The sequence below is a fragment of the Deinococcota bacterium genome, from assembly GCA_030858465.1.
GTDB lineage: Bacteria > Deinococcota > Deinococci > Deinococcales > Trueperaceae > JALZLY01.
The window spans coordinates 1-15,726 of record JALZLY010000379.1; the positions used below are offsets into that span (position 1 = coordinate 1).

General features: G+C 66.5%; 20 protein-coding genes. 9 read left to right on the top strand and 11 right to left on the bottom strand.

Features of this window, described 5'->3' with window-relative positions:
* Positions 1-50: 50 nt before the first annotated feature.
* Complete coding sequence (locus tag M3498_18690; GenBank protein MDQ3461295.1) at positions 51-1,229, bottom strand: ABC transporter permease; 1,179 nt, start codon at positions 1,227-1,229, stop codon at positions 51-53.
* Between the two features lie 97 nt (positions 1,230-1,326).
* Positions 1,327-1,968 carry a 3D domain-containing protein gene (locus M3498_18695; protein ID MDQ3461296.1) on the bottom strand — a complete coding sequence of 214 codons (642 nt, stop codon included), beginning with the start codon at positions 1,966-1,968 and terminating at the stop codon, positions 1,327-1,329.
* Between the two features lie 344 nt (positions 1,969-2,312).
* On the opposite strand from M3498_18695, the gene tgt reads away from it, so the two are divergent.
* The 4 genes from tgt to M3498_18715 all read left to right on the top strand — a co-directional run bounded on the left by tgt (position 2,313) and on the right by M3498_18715 (position 4,527).
* Positions 2,313-3,587, top strand: coding sequence for a tRNA guanosine(34) transglycosylase Tgt (gene tgt, locus M3498_18700; GenBank protein MDQ3461297.1), 1,275 nt, complete (start codon positions 2,313-2,315; stop codon positions 3,585-3,587).
* 46 nt (positions 3,588-3,633) lie between these two features.
* The gene (locus M3498_18705) at positions 3,634-3,864 is read left to right on the top strand and encodes a type II toxin-antitoxin system prevent-host-death family antitoxin (GenBank protein ID MDQ3461298.1); all 231 of its coding nucleotides are present in this window, start codon (positions 3,634-3,636) and stop codon (positions 3,862-3,864) included.
* An 11-nt stretch (positions 3,865-3,875) separates the two neighbouring features.
* On the top strand, positions 3,876-4,253 hold the full coding sequence (locus tag M3498_18710) for a type II toxin-antitoxin system VapC family toxin (GenBank protein MDQ3461299.1): 378 nt from the start codon (positions 3,876-3,878) through the stop codon (positions 4,251-4,253).
* A 70-nt stretch (positions 4,254-4,323) separates the two neighbouring features.
* A complete protein-coding gene (locus tag M3498_18715) occupies positions 4,324-4,527 on the top strand; it encodes a hypothetical protein (GenBank protein MDQ3461300.1) in 204 nt (67 codons plus the stop codon).
* On the opposite strand, the gene M3498_18720 is transcribed toward M3498_18715, so the two are convergent.
* From M3498_18720 to M3498_18740, 5 genes are read right to left on the bottom strand one after another with little or no spacing between them, the layout of a single operon-like run.
* Entirely contained in the window at positions 4,524-5,090 is a 567-nt protein-coding gene (locus M3498_18720; GenBank protein MDQ3461301.1) for a hypothetical protein, read from the bottom strand. The genes M3498_18715 and M3498_18720 overlap by 4 nt on opposite strands.
* The gene (gene proC / locus M3498_18725; GenBank protein MDQ3461302.1) at positions 5,090-5,875 is read right to left on the bottom strand and encodes a pyrroline-5-carboxylate reductase; all 786 of its coding nucleotides are present in this window, start codon (positions 5,873-5,875) and stop codon (positions 5,090-5,092) included. The genes M3498_18720 and proC overlap by 1 nt, the downstream gene beginning before the upstream one ends.
* A gap of 8 nt (positions 5,876-5,883) precedes the next feature.
* Positions 5,884-6,264 carry a VanZ family protein gene (locus M3498_18730; GenBank protein ID MDQ3461303.1) on the bottom strand — a complete coding sequence of 127 codons (381 nt, stop codon included), beginning with the start codon at positions 6,262-6,264 and terminating at the stop codon, positions 5,884-5,886.
* A gap of 50 nt (positions 6,265-6,314) precedes the next feature.
* Positions 6,315-6,737, bottom strand: a complete 423-nt coding sequence (mce, locus tag M3498_18735) for a methylmalonyl-CoA epimerase (GenBank protein MDQ3461304.1) — start codon at positions 6,735-6,737, stop codon at positions 6,315-6,317.
* Positions 6,738-6,739: 2 nt separating this feature from the next.
* Complete coding sequence (locus M3498_18740) at positions 6,740-7,057, bottom strand: cupin domain-containing protein (GenBank protein ID MDQ3461305.1); 318 nt, start codon at positions 7,055-7,057, stop codon at positions 6,740-6,742.
* Positions 7,058-7,407: 350 nt separating this feature from the next.
* On the opposite strand from M3498_18740, the gene M3498_18745 reads away from it, so the two are divergent.
* Entirely contained in the window at positions 7,408-9,387 is a 1,980-nt protein-coding gene (locus tag M3498_18745) for a beta-galactosidase (GenBank protein ID MDQ3461306.1), read from the top strand.
* A 24-nt stretch (positions 9,388-9,411) separates the two neighbouring features.
* Here the strand turns inward: M3498_18745 and M3498_18750 are convergent, their stop codons facing one another.
* The 4 genes from M3498_18750 to M3498_18765 all read right to left on the bottom strand — a co-directional run bounded on the left by M3498_18750 (position 9,412) and on the right by M3498_18765 (position 12,748).
* A complete protein-coding gene (locus M3498_18750; GenBank protein ID MDQ3461307.1) occupies positions 9,412-10,737 on the bottom strand; it encodes a thiamine pyrophosphate-dependent enzyme in 1,326 nt (441 codons plus the stop codon).
* A 2-nt stretch (positions 10,738-10,739) separates the two neighbouring features.
* The gene (locus M3498_18755) at positions 10,740-11,882 is read right to left on the bottom strand and encodes a pyruvate flavodoxin/ferredoxin oxidoreductase (protein ID MDQ3461308.1); all 1,143 of its coding nucleotides are present in this window, start codon (positions 11,880-11,882) and stop codon (positions 10,740-10,742) included.
* A gap of 253 nt (positions 11,883-12,135) precedes the next feature.
* Positions 12,136-12,309 (bottom strand): hypothetical protein, encoded by a 174-nt coding sequence (locus M3498_18760; protein MDQ3461309.1) that lies wholly within the window; start codon positions 12,307-12,309, stop codon positions 12,136-12,138.
* Between the two features lie 49 nt (positions 12,310-12,358).
* The gene (locus tag M3498_18765) at positions 12,359-12,748 is read right to left on the bottom strand and encodes a metallopeptidase family protein (GenBank protein ID MDQ3461310.1); all 390 of its coding nucleotides are present in this window, start codon (positions 12,746-12,748) and stop codon (positions 12,359-12,361) included.
* Positions 12,749-12,914: 166 nt separating this feature from the next.
* Here M3498_18765 and M3498_18770 point away from each other — a divergent pair, with 166 nt between their 5' ends.
* The 4 genes from M3498_18770 (at position 12,915) to M3498_18785 (ending at position 15,675) form a co-directional block, all read left to right on the top strand.
* On the top strand, positions 12,915-13,442 hold the full coding sequence (locus M3498_18770; protein ID MDQ3461311.1) for a UbiX family flavin prenyltransferase: 528 nt from the start codon (positions 12,915-12,917) through the stop codon (positions 13,440-13,442).
* Positions 13,435-14,136, top strand: a complete 702-nt coding sequence (ispD, locus tag M3498_18775) for a 2-C-methyl-D-erythritol 4-phosphate cytidylyltransferase (GenBank protein MDQ3461312.1) — start codon at positions 13,435-13,437, stop codon at positions 14,134-14,136. Before M3498_18770 ends, ispD begins: the two co-directional genes overlap by 8 nt.
* On the top strand, positions 14,126-14,959 hold the full coding sequence (locus tag M3498_18780; GenBank protein MDQ3461313.1) for a 4-(cytidine 5'-diphospho)-2-C-methyl-D-erythritol kinase: 834 nt from the start codon (positions 14,126-14,128) through the stop codon (positions 14,957-14,959). The genes ispD and M3498_18780 overlap by 11 nt, the downstream gene beginning before the upstream one ends.
* 335 nt (positions 14,960-15,294) lie before the next feature.
* On the top strand, positions 15,295-15,675 hold the full coding sequence (locus M3498_18785) for a helix-turn-helix transcriptional regulator (protein ID MDQ3461314.1): 381 nt from the start codon (positions 15,295-15,297) through the stop codon (positions 15,673-15,675).
* Positions 15,676-15,726 lie beyond the last annotated feature (51 nt).

The following is a 15,726-nucleotide window of genomic DNA, read 5'->3' on the forward strand; positions in this document are numbered from 1 at the left end:
CCTCAGGGCACATCGCACCTTGAAGACTGATCGTCATTGAAGCTTGACCTTCATCGCAAGATCTTGGCCGGGTCGAGCCCGCTCGCCCGCCGCGCCGGGATGAGCCCCGCCACCACGCTGGTCACGAGCGCCAGCGCGCACACCCAGATAAAGTCCCAGGCCTGGAGCGTGACGGGTAGCCGCGTGATGAAGTAGATGTCGCCCGGCAGGGGGAAGGGCTGGAACTTGAAGTAGAGGCTGAGCCCCAGGCCCATCAGCGCGCCCAGGAGGGTGCCCCCGCCGCCCAGGATGAAGCCCTCGAGCGTAAAGACCGCCAGGATCTGCCCGCGCGACGCCCCCAGTGCCCGCAGGATGGCGATCTCCTCGGTCTTTTCGGACACGGTCAGAATGAGGATGTTGGCGATGCCCATCGCCGCCACCAAGACGATGAGAAAGACCACCACCCCGATCAAGGCCTTTTGCAGGTTGAGCTGCTCGATGAGGCTGCGGTACTGCTCCTGCCAGGTCCGGGCCAGGAGGCCGTAGTCCAGGGCGACGCGGCGGCCTACGGTCGTGGCCCTCTCGGGGTCGAAGAGCCGCAGCTGGTAGCCGCTGATCTCGCCCGGCATGCGCAAGAAGTCCTGCAGGGTGGCGAGCGAGCTAAAGGCGACTTGCGCGTCGATCATCTCGTTGCCGACCGAAAAGGTGCCGGCGACGCGAAAGGCCGCCCTGGCCTGGTTGGCGAAGACGACCCTCACCTCGTCGCCCGCAAAGACATCGAGGTTGCGCGCCAGGCTCTGGCCGAGGATAAGGCCCTCGCCGCCCTCGAGCGCGTCCAGGTTGGCCTCGAGCGCGGTGAGCTCGAGCACCTGGCTGTGCGAGCGCGGCTCGATGCCGAAGATGGTGGTGAAGCCGGTGCGGGCGCCCAGGCCGAGGCGGGTGTCGGCCGGCCGGGCGATGAGCGCCTGGCCGAGCACGTAAGCGCCCGCCGCCTCCACGCCCGGCTCCGCCGCGAGCGCCTCCAGGACGGCAGGGTCCTGGGCGAGGGGCGAGCGGTCGTAGCTCTGCAAGGTCACGTGGGGGGTCGCCCGCAGGGTGCTGCTGACGAGCTCGTCGATAAAGCCGTTGGTGAGCGAGAGCGCGGTCACCAGGACCATCACGCCTACCGCCACCCCGACCACGGTCAGGCCTGCCTGAAGCGCGCGGTGACGGATATGGCGCCGCGCCAGGTAAAAGACGAAAAGCCTCATGCTTTCAGCCTAACGCCTCGAGGCGGACTCCGAGCTCGCCGGGACTGCAATACAAGCGGCTAACGGGGTTGAGGCCCCAGGGCGCCGGTCCCCGCCTTCAGCGGCTGGCGGTCAGGACCGGCGCGACCTCGATGGGCACGCCTTCGGTCTGCAAGAAGGGGCCGTCGCGGCCGTAACGCACCACCTCGACCTCGACCCTGCGCACGCCCCACTCGAGGGCCTGGGGAACGGTCTCAAACCACAGGTCGATCTGCTGCTGCTTGCGGATGTTGAGCGTGTCTTCGACGATAAAGTGATCCTGGCCGTCGAGCATCGCCTGGTACCTGCCGTAGCCGCGGCCGTCGTGAAAGTTGCCGAGATCGCGGATGCGCACCAGCGAGCCGTAGGGGATGTGCTTGGGCAGGAGGTCGCGGCTCACCGCGATGATGCCGAAGCGCGTACGCGTGCCGGTCGCGGTGACGAAGGGCTGGCTGTTGGTCTGCTCAGGCACCGAGTTGTAGGCCGTCGCCCGCAGGGTGTAGACGGGAAGGCTGGGACCCTGGACCTCGCCGACGAGCTCGGCTCGGGCAAAGCGCGCTTTGCTCGGGGGCAGGACCTCGGCGCTCACCTCCGGGGTCACGTCGACACCGGCATGCGGTCTGGCATGCGGTGGCGGGCCAAAGGCGGTGATCAGGAGGACGGCGACCATGCCGGTAACGCAGAGTTTGCCGCGGAGTTTGGTGTAGACGTGAAGAAGCACGCGCACCTCCAGAATGTGAAGAATACCACATCTCTCCGCTTCCACCTGGTTTGGCCTCACATCAGCGCGCAGTGGACGGGGTCCCAAATCTCTGTCCCGGTCCCTCGGATAGCCGAGTCTCATGCTTGGAACTAGCCGCAAGGAGGCCTGAGCTGCCAGGGCCCGGCGGGTCCCTTCATTGGGCGCCGAGTATAATGGGTGGTGCGTGATGACTGCCGAACTGTTTTTACGAGAGGCGACGCCCGCGGGCTCGGCCCCTATGCTGCCGTCTCCGCCTCGAGGGGCATTTGACCACCGTGGCCCTAACCATTGAGGCCATAACCGTGAGGCCATACCATGAGGCCATGACGCCAGGCTTTTGCTTCGAGCTCGAGAGGGAGAGAGGCGCCGCCCGGCTCGCCCGCTACCGCACCCCGCACGGCGTCATCGACACGCCTGCCTTTGTCGCCGTGGGCACCCAGGCCACCGTCAAGGGCGTGACGCCCGAGATGGTCGGCGAGGCGGGCACTCAGGCCCTCTTCTGCAACACCTATCACCTCTACCTGCGGCCGGGCGCGGAGGTGGTGGCGGGGCTCGGCGGGCTGCACCCTTTCATGAACTGGTCCGGCCCCATCATGACCGACTCGGGCGGCTTCCAGGTCTTTTCCCTGGGGGCCGGCCTCGAGCACGGCGTCGGCAAAATCGCCAACATCTTTCCCGGCGAGGCGGGCGGCGTCCTGGCCACGCCCGGCGCGCGCGCACCGGAGGGCAAGTCGCTGGTCACGGTCGGCGAGGACGAGGTCCGCTTCAAGAGCCACTTGGACGGCTCCGAGCACGTCTTCACGCCCGAAACGTCCATCGCCGTCCAGCGCGCCCTGGGCGCCGACATCATCCTGGCCTTCGACGAGTGCACCTCGCCGCTGCACGACCTCGACTACACCCGCCGCAGCATGGCCCGCACCCACCGTTGGGCGGAGCGCTCCTTGCACGCCTTTGGGGCGAGCGAAGCCCAGCACGACCATCCCCAGGCGCTCTACGGCGTCGTTCAGGGTGGCGCCTTTGAGAGCTTGCGCAAAGAGAGCGCCAGGACGATCGCCGCCATGACCGTAGCGGGCCGGGGCTTCGACGGTATCGCCATCGGCGGCAACCTCGGCAAGACCAAGGAGGAGATGCACCGGGTCATCGACTGGGCGGTGGCCGAGCTGCCGCGGGGCAAGCCCCGCCACCTCTTGGGCATCGGCGACGTGGAGGACATCTTCGCGGCCGTGGAGCGCGGCTGCGATACCTTCGACAGCGTGGGGCCGACCCGCATCGCCCGCAACGGCGCGGTCTTGGCGCGCCATGACGACGAGGGCCGGCCCCTAACCAGGTTCCGCCTGAACCTAAAAAACGCGCGCTTCGCGGCCGACCCTCGGCCCATCTCAAAGACCTGCGGCTGCTACACCTGCCTTCACTACTCGAGGGCCTACCTGCGCCACCTCTTCAAGGCCGACGAACTCCTGGCGCGGACGCTGGCGACGGTCCACAACCTGCACTTCATGGCGAGGCTCTGCGCGGAGATCCGCCGGGCCTTGCTCGAGGACAGCTTTGGTGAGTTGAAACGGGCGTGGCTGGGGGAAGGAAGTCATTTCTTGCATTGACCTGCTTGCAGGTGTACAGTTTGAAGTGTCACTTCTGGAGCGTTTTATGAAGATGTCCGTCAAAACATTGCGAACCGAGACCAGGCGCCTGCTCGAGACCGTCGCCCGCGGTGAGGAGGTCATCATTACCTACAGAGGAAAACCTCGCGCTAAAGTAGTGGGTCTCGGCACGGTCGCCGGTCAAGAGCGCTCACGGCTTTTCGGCCTCTGGCGGGACCATAACGCCAGCGAAAACGTTCAAGACTACATCGACGCCCTCCGCAAGAGCCGCTATTAGAGCAGAAACCGGTGCTCATCGATACCGACATCTTCATCTGGTATCTGCGCGGCCGTGAATCCGCTGCGGTTTTTCTCGAGTCAAGCCTCAACTTGCAGCTATCCATCATAACGTACATGGAGCTCGTGCAGGGTATGCGCAACAAAGAGGAGTTGAGGCTGCTAAGACAGACGCTTGGCGACTGGCAGGCGGAGATTCTCGCCATTGACGAGCGAATTTCGTATCGCGCGGCCCACTATGTCGAGCAGCACTACCTCAGTCACAATCTGCGCCTCGCGGACGCGCTGATTGCCGCTACGGCGGTCGAGCGCGGTCACAGCCTCGCCACGGGCAACCTCAAGCACTATGGAATGATTGACGAGCTCGAGCTCGTCGCCTTTAGGATTTAGGTAAAAGCGACACTCAAATTGTCAAGGGAGCTGAAGTGAGCTGATCTATCCCTATGGCCGGGGCATCAACTTGCAGATCGAAGTCGACGATGCCGGCGAATTGGTCAGCAAACTCGCCGCCCACGGCTACCCGCTCAAAATCCCACTCCAGGAAAACTGGTACCGACAAGACGAGCGCCTGAACGGCAACAGGGAGTTCTTGGTGATGGATCCCGACGGCCATCTTCTCAGGTTCGCCCAGGACTTGGGCAGCAAGGCAGTAGCGGACGCTTAGAAGTTCTTGTCGACGAGGTCGACCACACTGCCGTCTTGTAACACCGAGCGCACCACGCCGACGCTAGGCACGAAGTAGAGGTCGAGCAGCGTCTGAGCGCCGGTGCTGGTCACGGTCCACTGGCGAATCTGCAGGGCGTCGAAGCGGCCCGCCGGCGTCTCCACCCCGCGCATCCCCAGGACCTCCGCCAGCAGGCTGATCTCGAAGCCGCCGACCAGGGCGCGGCTCTGCCAGGTCTGGCCCACCTCGAGCTCACCGCCAGGGTAGATGACGAGCGGCGGATCGAAGCTGACAAGCTCACCGCCAGCGGCCGTCCCGTGCAGGCGCACCGCCTCGGCGGTGTAGGAGAGGTAGTCCTCGGAAACCGGATTGCCCCCAAACGAGTGGGTGAACACGAGCACCTCGTAGCCGTCGAAGACCTCCGTAGCGCCAAAGGCCTGGGTCTCGCCGTTGGAGTAGGTCCAGCTTAGGCCCTCCCTAGCTGGGAAATAGGCTTCCTGCGCGAGCGCAAGGCCAAGCAAAAAGACGAGCAAAAAGACGAGCAAAACCCAAACCTTGTTCATCACGCTTTCTCCTTGCTGAGCACCGCCGCGCGCAGACCGGCCTCCTCGACCGCGCGCATGGCGGCGAAGCGCAGGCCGTGGGCCTCGAGCTGCAACACCCCGGCGATGGCCGTGCCGCCCGCGCTGGCCACCTCGTCCTTGAGGGCGGCGGGATGGTCGTTCTCGAGCAGCTTGGCCGTCGCCAGGAGCACCTGCCGGGCGAGGTCCTGCGCCAGCCGCCGGTCGAAGCCGGCGCGCACGCCGCCGTCGGCCAGGGCCTCGGCAAAGACCGCCGCAAAGGCCGGACCCGAGCCCGCCAAGCCGGTAAAGGCGTCGAAGAGCCCCTCGGCGACCTCGTAGACCGTGCCCACCGCCGCGAAGAGTTCCCGGGCCACCTCGAGGTCGTCCCTGCCGACTTGCGGCAGAGAGGCCAGCGCCGTGGCGCTGAGGCCGATGCGCGCGCCCAGGTTGGGCATGGCCCGCACCACCCGGCTCGAGCCGACCCGCCGGGCGATCGCCTCCGCGGACACGCCCGCCATGAGCGAGATATAAGAGCCCTTGCGGTTGGCGATGAGCGGCGCCACCGCGTCAAAGGACTGCGGCTTCACGGCGATGAGGACGCGCTCGGCGCGGTGGATGCCTTCGTCGCCCAAAGCCTCTACGCCGTAGCGCGCGGCGAGAGCGCGGCGCCGCGTCTCGTCCGGATGGTAGATGCCGACCTCCGCCTCCTGGAGGATGCCCGCCTTGAGGGCACCGGTCAGGACCGCCCCGCCCATCTTGCCCGCGCCCACGATGGCCAGCTTCATGCGCTATTCTATCCCTCTTTCCTCTCACCCTGACGCCGCCTGGCGAGCAGAAGCCACAGCAGCCCCACAGCGAGGGCCGCGCCCGCGGTATCGGCCAGCCAGTCCCAAACGCTCGCGACGCGGCCGGGCACGGTCGCCTGGTGAAGTTCGTCGCTGAGCCCGTAGAGTGAAGCCAGCGCGACCGCCAGGAGCGGCCGTCCCGTCGCCATATAGACGAGGCCGGCCAGCGCGGCAAAGGCCGCGCCGTGAACGACCTTGTCCCTGGGATGGCTGAGGTCGAGCCAGCCCGCCACGCCCCTCGCGTCGGGCGAGGCCGAGAGGTAGAAGATGAGGCCGGCCAGCGCCAGAGCGAGCGCCCACCACGGCAGCGGATGCTTGCCGGGCGTCATGAGACGCTCGACAGCTGGTATGACATTCGGTATGACATTCGGTATGACATTCAGTGTTCGACGAGCTCGATGAGCACGCCCTGACCCCATTTTGGGTGCAAGAAGACCACCCTGGACCCGGCCCGCCCCGGACGCGGCGTCTCGTCGATAAAGCGAACCCCTTCCGCCTCGAGCCGCGCGACCTCCGCCTCGAGCCCTTCCACACGGAGGGCCAGGTGATGGAGGCCGGGACCGCGCTTCGCCAAAAAGCTGGCCAGCGGGCTGGTGTCGGCGGTGGGCTCGAGCAGTTCCAGCAGACTCTCGCCCGCCCGAAAGGCGCGCACCCGCACAGCCTGCGAGGCCACGGTCTCGTCCGGCCCCACGGGCTCGAGGCCGAGAAGCCGGTAGACGACGCTAGCCTCCTCGAGGCTATAGACCGCGACGCCAACGTGATCAAGTGGCCGGTGGTCGAGGCCGCCCGGAAGTAGGCTCACCGCTACGGCTTGGGCGCCATGACGACGAGCAGAACCACCGGCGTGGCCGACTCGTTGCGCACCCCGTGGGGCGCGCCCGCCGGGGCCATCACCGCCATGCCCTCGCTGAGCAGTTCCTGCTCGTCGCCGACGTCGAAGAGCGCCTCACCCTCGAGGACGACATAGACCTTGTCCTCGCCGTCATGGCTATGCACCTTCTGGGCCTGCCCCGGCAGCAGACAATACTGGTCGAAAAGCATCTTCGCCGAGTCGAAGACCGGAACCTTTTGCATCTTCTCCTCGTTGAAGCGCCGCTGATCCGCTAGGTTTATGTGGTTCATGCCTCACGATACCGCATGTCACCTGCTCGCCGTATTTACTCTAGGCTCTTCATGGATTCCACGGGGCTGAGACAAACCACTTCAAGGAAAACCCCATCTGACCCGTCCACAACAAGCTTTATCCAGCACCGCCTTCCATAGTAGTCCTTTGAGAGTTATGCCGTCCAGGACATACTTTCTCTTGTACAGTGGAGCGCAGCCCCTTGAAACACATACAGAGCCTAGGATTCATTAGGTTGTCGCGGGCTCATTTCGGCTTCGTCGCGCCCACGCCGCGGCTGCCGCAAGCCAAACCCGCCTGCGTGGTTAAATGAGGCCGCGTCGGCAAGAGGTCGACGTGGAGGAGATGTATGCACCTGGGTGTCTGCTACTACCCCGAACACTGGAGTGACGCGACCTGGAAGCCCGACGCGAAGCGGATGCGCGAGTTGGGCCTCACTTTCGTGCGCGTCGGCGAGTTCGCCTGGAGCCGCTTGGAGCCCGAGCCGGGCCGGCTCCACTTCGACTGGCTCGACCGCGCCGTGGACAGCCTGGGCAACGCGGGCCTCAAGGTCATCCTGGGCACGCCCACCGCCACCCCGCCCAAGTGGCTCGTGGACCTTCACCCGGACATTCTCCCGGTCGACAAGGAGGGACGCCGGCGCGGCTTCGGCTCGAGGCGGCACTACTGCTTCTCGTCGAAAAGCTACCACCGGGAAAGCGAGCGCATCGTGACGCTCTTGGCCGAGCGTTACGCTTCGCACGGGGCGGTGGCGGCCTGGCAGACCGACAACGAGTACGGTTGTCACGACACCGTGCGGAGCTATTCGGAGGGCGCAAGGGACGCCTTTCGGGACTGGCTGCGGGTACGATACGGCAGCGTCGAGAGGCTCAACGAGGCCTGGTGGAACGTCTTTTGGAGTATGGAGTATCGTGACTTCGCCGAGATCGAGCTGCCCAACCTCACCGTCACCGAGCCCAACCCCAGCCACCTGCTCGACTTCTACCGCTTCTCCTCGGACACCGTCGTCGCCTACAACAAGCTGCAGGTCGATATTATCCGTGAGCACGATCCGAAAGCCGTCATCTCGCACAATGCCACGGCGTACTTCGGCGACTACGACCACTTCAAGCTGGCGCGTGACCTAGACGTTATCACCTGGGACTCCTACCCGCTGGGCATGCTCGAGGAGAGTTCGCTGCCCGACGAGGTCAAGCTGAGCTTCATGCGCAGCGGCCATCCCGACATGATCTCGCTGATGCACGACCTCTATAGAGGCGTCAAGCGCCGGCCCTTCTGGGTGATGGAGCAGCAGCCCGGCCCGGTCAACTGGGCGCGGAGCAATCCCCTGCCCGCGCCGGGAATGGTCCGCCTCTGGACCCATCAGGCCTTCGCCCACGGCGCCGACCTGGTGTCCATCTTCCGCTGGCGGGCGGCTGCCGGCGCGCAAGAACTCATGCACGCCGGGCTCAACCACGCTGACGGCAGACCCGACCGGGCCAGCGCCGAGATCAAGCAGGTCGCGAGGGAGCTACCGGACGAGCCTGAAACCGTCACCGCGCCCGTAGCACTCCTTATGGATTATGAAAATCTCTGGGCCACCGACATCCAAAAGCACGCCGAGGGCTGGAGCTACTGGGGCCTCCTGGGCGCCTGGCATGCGGCCCTCAGGAGCCTCGGGCAGGACGTGGACATCATCCACCCGCAGGGCTTCCTGACGGGCTACAGGCTCGTCCTGGCGCCCGCCCTGCACCTCGTGGACGAGGCACTGGCGCAGCAGCTGAGGGCCTACGTCGGTGAGGGCGGCCACCTCGTCCTCGGGCCGCGGAGCGGCTCCAAGACGACCACAAACCTCGTGCAGGCGCCCGCGCCAGGGCCGCTCTCGAGCTTGATGGGCGCGGCGGTCCATCATGTGGACGCCCTGAGGCCCGGTGCCGCGGGACAGGTCGAGATGAACGGGGAAAGCTACGCCTACGAGACCTGGGCCGACCTGCTCACACCCACCAGCGCCGAGGTGCTGGCGACCTTTGCGACGCCGGCCTACGCGGGCACTCCCGCGCTTACGCGCAACAGGGTCGGCCTGGGCCTCTGCACGACCCTCGGGGCCTGGGGTGGCCGGAAACTCAACCGGGCGGTGTTCGGGTCGATTCTGGCGACGCTCGAGCTGGCGACGCTCGAGCTGCCCGAGGGCCTGCGCCTGAGCCGCCGGGGCGGGCGGCTCCACCTCTTCAACTTCACCGACGAAGTGCAGCCTCTCGGTGGGATAGCAGGCTTGCCGGAGGTTTTGGCCCAGGCCGGAAGCATCGGCGCGCACGACCTCTTGATGGTGCAAGCTGATGGTGCAAGCTGATGGTGCGAGGGCTCTAGAGCAGGGCTAGAGAGCCGCTCCCAGCTCGAGCGCCCGCAGCGCCCCCTCCCGGTACTGCGGCTTGAGATGGGCATTGACGGCGGCGGTGAGGGCGTCCGGGTCGAAGAAGCCGCCGTCCTCGAGCGCCTTGGCAGCGAGGGCCAGGGCGACGTTCTCCTTGCCGGCGGCCTTGCGGATGCCCGAAACGTCGATCGTGGTCACCGAGGCCCTGGTCTCGGGCAGGTTGAGGCTCGAGTCGGCGTAGACCCGCACCCTCTCCGAGAAAGTCCCCAACTGCCCGCGCAGCCGCTGCACGCCCTCGGGCGCCAGCAAGATGACGGTCCCCGGCTCGTTCACGCCGCCGTAGCGGATGGGCCTGGGGTCTAGGACCAAGGTGCTCACCGAGTGCCCGGTCTTGATGGTCACCGGGTAGTCGTCCTGCTGCGTCACCTGGAGGCCGCTCATGATGGCCGCCTGGGCCAACAGGCCCGCCGCGCTCCTCACCTTGCCGCCCGCCGAGCCCGCCATGAGCAGGCCGGTGCGCGCCGTCAGGGCGTGCGAGAAGCCCACCGGGACGCCCCTGGGCTGCGGCCGGGGCGGCGCCGAGGCGATGAGGGCGTGGGCGTGCGCCTCATAGCTGGGGCGGCGGCTGTCCTTAAGGACCCCCATCGCCAGCCCGGCGCGCTCGGCCCAGTCGTGGAACATCTTGCCGGTGAAGCCGTTGGCGGGCACGAAGTAGGCGGTGCAGAGCTCCCAGATGTCCATGAGCGCGAAGCCGGGCGTGGCGATGGCCCGGGCGATGGTGTCGTAGAGGTCCCTGTCGGTGCTCGGTTGGCGGGCGACGAAGGAGGCGCCGTTCAGCGCCACCGTCCCGGCGACGTCGAAGGGCCTTTCGGGGTTGCCCATCGGCGTGGTGACCGTCTTGGCATCGCTAAAGGTCGTCGCCGAGTGCTCGCCGCCGGTCATGCCGAAGTTGAAGTTGTTGAAGACCAGGACCGTCACGTCCACGTTGCGCCGGGCCGCGGCCAGGATGTGCCCCGCGCCGATGCCGGTGCCGCCGTCACCCATCAGGACGATGACGTGGAGCTCGGGCTTAGCCAGCTTGAGCCCGCAGGCGTAGGCGACGCTGCGGCCGTGGAGGCCGTGAAAGGAGTGGGTCCTGATGTGCGCGTCCGACAGCCCCACGCAACCGATGTCGGTGACGACGACGGTCTTGTCGAGCGGCAGCCCCAGTTTGGCGAGCGCCCCGCCGAGGGCGTTCAGAATGAGCCCGTGGCCGCAGCCGGGGCAGAAGGGGTAGTCCTGGGAATCGACGTAACGCGCGCTGTCTTCGTTGGGGATGCGTAGAGCCATGCTTAGACCTCTTCCAAAACCGCCCGGACGATCTCGCCCGGGCTGATGATCGTGCCGTCGAAGCGCTGCACGCTTGTCAGCCTTTGATTTACGGCGAAGCGTTCGACCTCCTGGAGGTACTGGCCGTTGTTGTGCTCGGGGACGATCACGCGCTTGTGACGCTCGAGGCAGCGGGTGAGTACCCCCTCGAGCACGGGCCAGAGGGTATAGAGGACTAAGAGCGAGACCCTGTGGCCGCCCCTCCTCAAAGTCTCCACGGCGTCCAGTGCCGACTGCGCGGCCAGGCCGTAGGCGACGACGAGCGTGTCCGCGCCCTCTGCTATGTCCTCCTCGAAGAGGCTCAGGCCGGGCTTGTCCCAGCGGATCTTCTCGTTTAGGTGCTCGAGCTTGTCGCGCCGCTTGGTGAGGTCGTTGGTGATGATACCCTCGGGGCCGTGGATACTGGTGGTAAAGCGCACCTGAAAGGGCGCGCCGATGGGCGCGAAGAGGGGCACCTCACCCCTTTCCGGGGTGGCGTAGGGCAAGAAGGCCTCAGCCTCGCCCTGGTAGAGGCGGCGCTCCACGGGTTCCAGCCTCTCCCACAGGCTCGAGTCGGCGCTGCTGCGGGTCAGCGACAGCTCCTTGCTGGTAAGTAAAAAGACCGGCGTGCGGTAGCGCTCGGCCAGGTTGAAGGCCTGGACGGTCAGCTCATACGAGGTCTTCAGGTCTCTGGGCGCCAGGGCGATGATGGGAAAGCCGCCCGCCGTGCTCCAGCGCACGAACTGCACGTCGCCCTCGCCGTGACTGGTGGCGCCGCCGGTAGCCGGGCCCAGGCGCTGCGAGTCGACGATGACCAGCGGCACCTCGCCCATGATGGCCAGGCCGATGTTCTCGCTGTAGAGGCTGACGCCCGGCCCGCTCGTCGCCGTCATCGCCTTGCTGCCGGCCATGCTGGCGGCGATGCACATTGAGATGCCGGCGAGTTCGTCCTCGGTCTGAATGGCGACGCCGCCGATTGACGGCATCACCCTGACGGCCTCCAGGAGCAAACTCGTCGCCGGGGTGATGGGGTAGCCCGCGAAGAAGGTGCAACCCGCGTCAAAGGCACCCCGCATGATGGCCTGGTTGCCGTCGATAAACTCGAACCTGGGTGTTGCTGTGAGCATTGTAGGCACCTCGAGAAGCGATCTTTGCCTAACCATACAACTCGAGCCGACAGCCTGTCCAGCAGTGGGGCTTCATAGCACAAGCTGTTGGTACATGCGGCTTGGCTTTCGTAAGAGGAAGTACGCATTCGCATCGTTTCCGTAAGCTTGCCTGGAGGTGGAACGGTGCGTTCGGAGCTTGCTCGTGCCGTCATGCCGCGGCGATAACGGACCTACAGGCCTACCTCCGCACCTGAGGCTGGGAGTCGAGAGGTCAGCGGCCTGATGTGGCCGGGGCGCCAAAGAGCTGGCGGGCCTGGGCGACTTCCGCCTCGCTGGGCGCGCCCGTCAGCGGAACGGCCGCGGGCGCGCAGACGCAGCCCGCGAGCAGGACACTGAGCAGGAGGAGCGCGAGGAGTCGCAGGGCTTTCATGATGCGGGCTTTCATGATGCACCAGCCTAGCACGCGAGGAGATGAGGGTCGTGCTCGAGCCCGCCTAGCGCCCTCGCATCCGGCGGAACATCGCGTCGCGCGCCTCGTCCTCCTCGATGAGGCTGTCGTCGCCCGCCAAGGACTCGACGTGGTGCCGGAGTTCGTGGGTGAGCGTCTCCCAGATCTCCTCGTCCCAGTCGAAGTCGGGATCGTCCTCGGCGATGATCCGAAACGAGCCGTAGTAGAGGGCGATGTGGCGGCCCAATCCCTCGCCGGCGCTCAGGAAACTCTCGGGTCCGGGGTCCATGTACTCGCCCATGCGGTAGACCTCGTCGAAACCGTCCTCGAGCCGGGCCTCAGTAAGCACGTGCACCCCCTGCAGGCCCCGCTGAAACTCGTCGGGGATGTCATAGAGCATGCTCTTTGCGGTCTGCCGGAAGTCCTCGTAGGTCATGGCCTCATCCTACCCAAAATCTTACCCAAAGGCCGCGGCCCGTGGCGTAGGCCCTGCCGCCTTGGCTCGAGGCTGGGGTATCGTTAGGCATGAAGCCGGCTTCTCGCTACCAAGGGGACGCGTGACCCCGCCGCGCCTCGTCGTCGGGGTGACGGGCGGCAGCGGTATGCCCTACGCCCTCGACCTGCTCCGGACGCTCTCCGGCCTTGTGGTCGAGACGCACCTGGTGGTGTCGAACGGCGCCAAGCGGGTGATTCCCAGCGAGCTCGAGGAGACGGTCGCCGATCTTGAGGCTCTGGCGGACGTGGTCTACCAGGATAAGGACCTGGGCGCGGCCATCGCCTCGGGTTCGTACAGGTCCCGCGGCATGGTCGTCGTGCCCTGCTCGTCGGGCACGCTCGCCAAGGTGGCGCACGGCATGACCGACAACCTGGTATCACGGGCGGCCCACGTGACCCTAAAGGAGCGCCGCCCGCTCGTCCTGGTGGTCCGCGAGGCGCCCTATTCGCGGCCGATGCTGAGGAACATGCTCGAGGCCGACGAGGCGGGCGCTATCATCGTGCCGGCCTCGCCGGGCTTCTACCACCGCCCCGAGACTATTGGCGACCTCGTCGGCACCGTCACCGCGCGCGTCCTCGACCTCTTGGGCATCGACAACGCGCGCGCCAGGCGCTGGAAGGATACGGATGGCTGAGCGGGTCGCGGCGCTCATCCCCGCCGCCGGCGAGGGCGCGCGGCTGGGCAGGGGTCCCAAGGCCTTTATCGATTTGGGGGGCAAGACGCTGCTCGAGCGTGCCGCCGCGGCGTTCACCGGCCGGGTGGACGAGGTGATCGTGGCGGTGGCGGCGGAGAGGGTGAGGCGGGCGGAAGCGCTGCTCGGCGACCAGGCGCGGGTGATCGCCGGCGGCGCGGAGCGGCAGGCGAGCGTCTACCGCCTCCTGCAGGCCACCGGCGCCGAACTCGTCCTCGTCCACGACGCGGCCCGGCCCTTCCTGGGCGCTCGCGTCACCCAGGCGGTTCTCGAGGCGGTGCGGCGTACCGGTGCCGCCTCCGCCGCGACGCCCGTCGCGGACACGCTCATCGAGGCTGAGTCGGGCGCGGGCGTCGAGCGCAGCGGGCTGCGCGCGATGCAGACCCCGCAGGGCTTCAGACGCCTCCTCCTCCTCGAGGCCCATGAACGCGCCCTCGAGGACGGCTGGCAAACCACCGACGACGCGGGTTTGGTGCGCAAACTGGGCCATGCGGTGGCGCTCGTGGCGGGCAGCGCCTGGCTCATGAAGGTGACGACGCCCGCGGATCTCGAGGTCGCCAGCGCACTTGCCGGGGCCTGGGACGCCGGAGTCTGGGATGCTGGGGTCCAGGATACGGAGGCGGTGCGTGACCCTTAGCCTGAAGGCCCATGCCAAGGTCAACCTGGGTCTTCACGTCCTGGGCAGGCGCGAGGATGGTTACCACGAGCTCGACACGGTCTTCGCCCGCCTCGAGCTGCACGATACGGTTGAGTTGGAGGCTGGGGAGGAAGGCATCGGGCTCGAGGTCGGCGGCGCGGACTTGGCTGTGGGCCGCGACAACCTTGCCTACCGGGCGGCGGAACGTTATCTGGGGGCGGCGGGCCTGACGCGGGGCGTTCGCATCCGCTTGGCCAAGCGCATCCCCGTCGCGGCGGGCCTGGGCGGCGGTTCCTCGGACGCCGCGGCGGTCCTGCGCGGCCTCGCCAGGCTCTATCCAGGAGACCTCGACCTGCTGGAACTCGGCCGCGAGCTCGGGGCCGACGTGCCTTTTTTTGTCAAAGATTGGCCTGCCGCGAGAGCCCAAGGTATAGGGCAGAGGCTGAGCCCGCTCGAGCTCCCCTCCCTTCACCTCGTTCTGGTCAACCCAGGCGTACAGGTGAGCGCAAGGTCCGCCTACGGCTGGCTGGGCGACGATGGTGGCTATGATGGGCCGCTCGAGCCCGCTGCTCTCGTCGCTTCCCTCGAGACGAGAAAGCCTGGTTACCGCAACAGCCTGCAAAGGGTTGTCTTGGCGCAGCTGCCGGTTATCGGCGAGGTCTTGGGGGCGCTCGAGGACACCGACCTGCGCGGCCCGCTGATGTCGGGTTCGGGCGCGACCTGTTTCGGCCTGGCTAGCAGCGCCGAGCACGCCGAGCATGCCGCGGCCGACCTCCGCCAAGAGCATCCGGCTTGGTGGGCCTGTCCGACCTTCACGAGCTAGCATGCACTCTGAGCCCTTCGAGCGGCTGCGCGGGTCGAGCACCTCGGCCACGGCGTCACCAAAACAGCGTCACCAAAGAGGGTGATGCCCAAGACCACTAGGCCGCCACGCCGGGAAAGGTCGCCACCCACTAGCCGCAAGAGCACCTCGAGGACGATCTCGAGCGCCTCCTCGCAGAGCTTGGCATGCGCTCCTGGCCGACGGTGCTGTGGGCCTCGAGTGTAAAATCTGAAAGGCGTCAGTCTTGGCGGAAGGATCGCTTAGATGTCCAATAGTACCATGTTAGTTTATATGGTGCCAACACATAGCGGACTGTTGTGTGTTAATATATAGGCATGAGAGAGCCTGTACTCAAATGGAAACTAGGCAACCTGTTAGCGCAGGAAAACGCGACCGTGTACGCGTTAAACCAGAGGCTCGTCGAAGCTGGCCGCGGGGTGTCCAGAACCACGCTTTACCGCCTCGCTAACGAGCAACCCGAACGCATAGACCTAGAGGTAGCCGGCCGCGTCCTATGGGGGCTCGAGCAGCTCACTGGGAAGCACTACACCGTTTCCGACCTTCTCGAATACGCGCCCGAAGTCTTTGGCGATGAGCAGGCCCTACTCGACCTCGGCACCGCCGACCTCGCAGACGCCCTAGACGAGCTCGAGGCCGATCTCCTGCCACAAGAGCGTAAAGCGTGGTTAGAGGCTTTCGATAGGGTCGCTACGTGACATATAATCGCGGCGCCGTTGTGATGGTTGACCTCGAGCCAGTCACAGGTA

Bases quoted from the DNA above. Each gene is read 5' to 3' on its own strand.
- M3498_18705 (MDQ3461298.1), top strand. From the start codon at position 3,634: ATGAAGATGTCCGTCAAAACATTGCGAACCGAGACCAGGCGCCTGCTC.
- ispD (MDQ3461312.1), top strand. From the start codon at position 13,435: ATGGCTGAGCGGGTCGCGGCGCTCATCCCCGCCGCCGGCGAGGGCGCG.
- tgt (MDQ3461297.1), top strand. From the start codon at position 2,313: ATGACGCCAGGCTTTTGCTTCGAGCTCGAGAGGGAGAGAGGCGCCGCC.
- M3498_18785 (MDQ3461314.1), top strand. From the start codon at position 15,295: ATGAGAGAGCCTGTACTCAAATGGAAACTAGGCAACCTGTTAGCGCAG.
- M3498_18740 (MDQ3461305.1), bottom strand. From the start codon at position 7,057: ATGAACCACATAAACCTAGCGGATCAGCGGCGCTTCAACGAGGAGAAG.
- proC (MDQ3461302.1), bottom strand. From the start codon at position 5,875: ATGAAGCTGGCCATCGTGGGCGCGGGCAAGATGGGCGGGGCGGTCCTG.
- M3498_18720 (MDQ3461301.1), bottom strand. From the start codon at position 5,090: ATGAACAAGGTTTGGGTTTTGCTCGTCTTTTTGCTCGTCTTTTTGCTT.
- M3498_18755 (MDQ3461308.1), bottom strand. From the start codon at position 11,882: ATGCTCACAGCAACACCCAGGTTCGAGTTTATCGACGGCAACCAGGCC.
- M3498_18765 (MDQ3461310.1), bottom strand. From the start codon at position 12,748: ATGACCTACGAGGACTTCCGGCAGACCGCAAAGAGCATGCTCTATGAC.
- M3498_18745 (MDQ3461306.1), top strand. From the start codon at position 7,408: ATGCACCTGGGTGTCTGCTACTACCCCGAACACTGGAGTGACGCGACC.
- M3498_18770 (MDQ3461311.1), top strand. From the start codon at position 12,915: ATGCCCTACGCCCTCGACCTGCTCCGGACGCTCTCCGGCCTTGTGGTC.
- M3498_18730 (MDQ3461303.1), bottom strand. From the start codon at position 6,264: ATGACGCCCGGCAAGCATCCGCTGCCGTGGTGGGCGCTCGCTCTGGCG.
- M3498_18690 (MDQ3461295.1), bottom strand. From the start codon at position 1,229: ATGAGGCTTTTCGTCTTTTACCTGGCGCGGCGCCATATCCGTCACCGC.
- M3498_18750 (MDQ3461307.1), bottom strand. From the start codon at position 10,737: ATGGCTCTACGCATCCCCAACGAAGACAGCGCGCGTTACGTCGATTCC.
- M3498_18760 (MDQ3461309.1), bottom strand. From the start codon at position 12,309: ATGAAAGCCCGCATCATGAAAGCCCTGCGACTCCTCGCGCTCCTCCTG.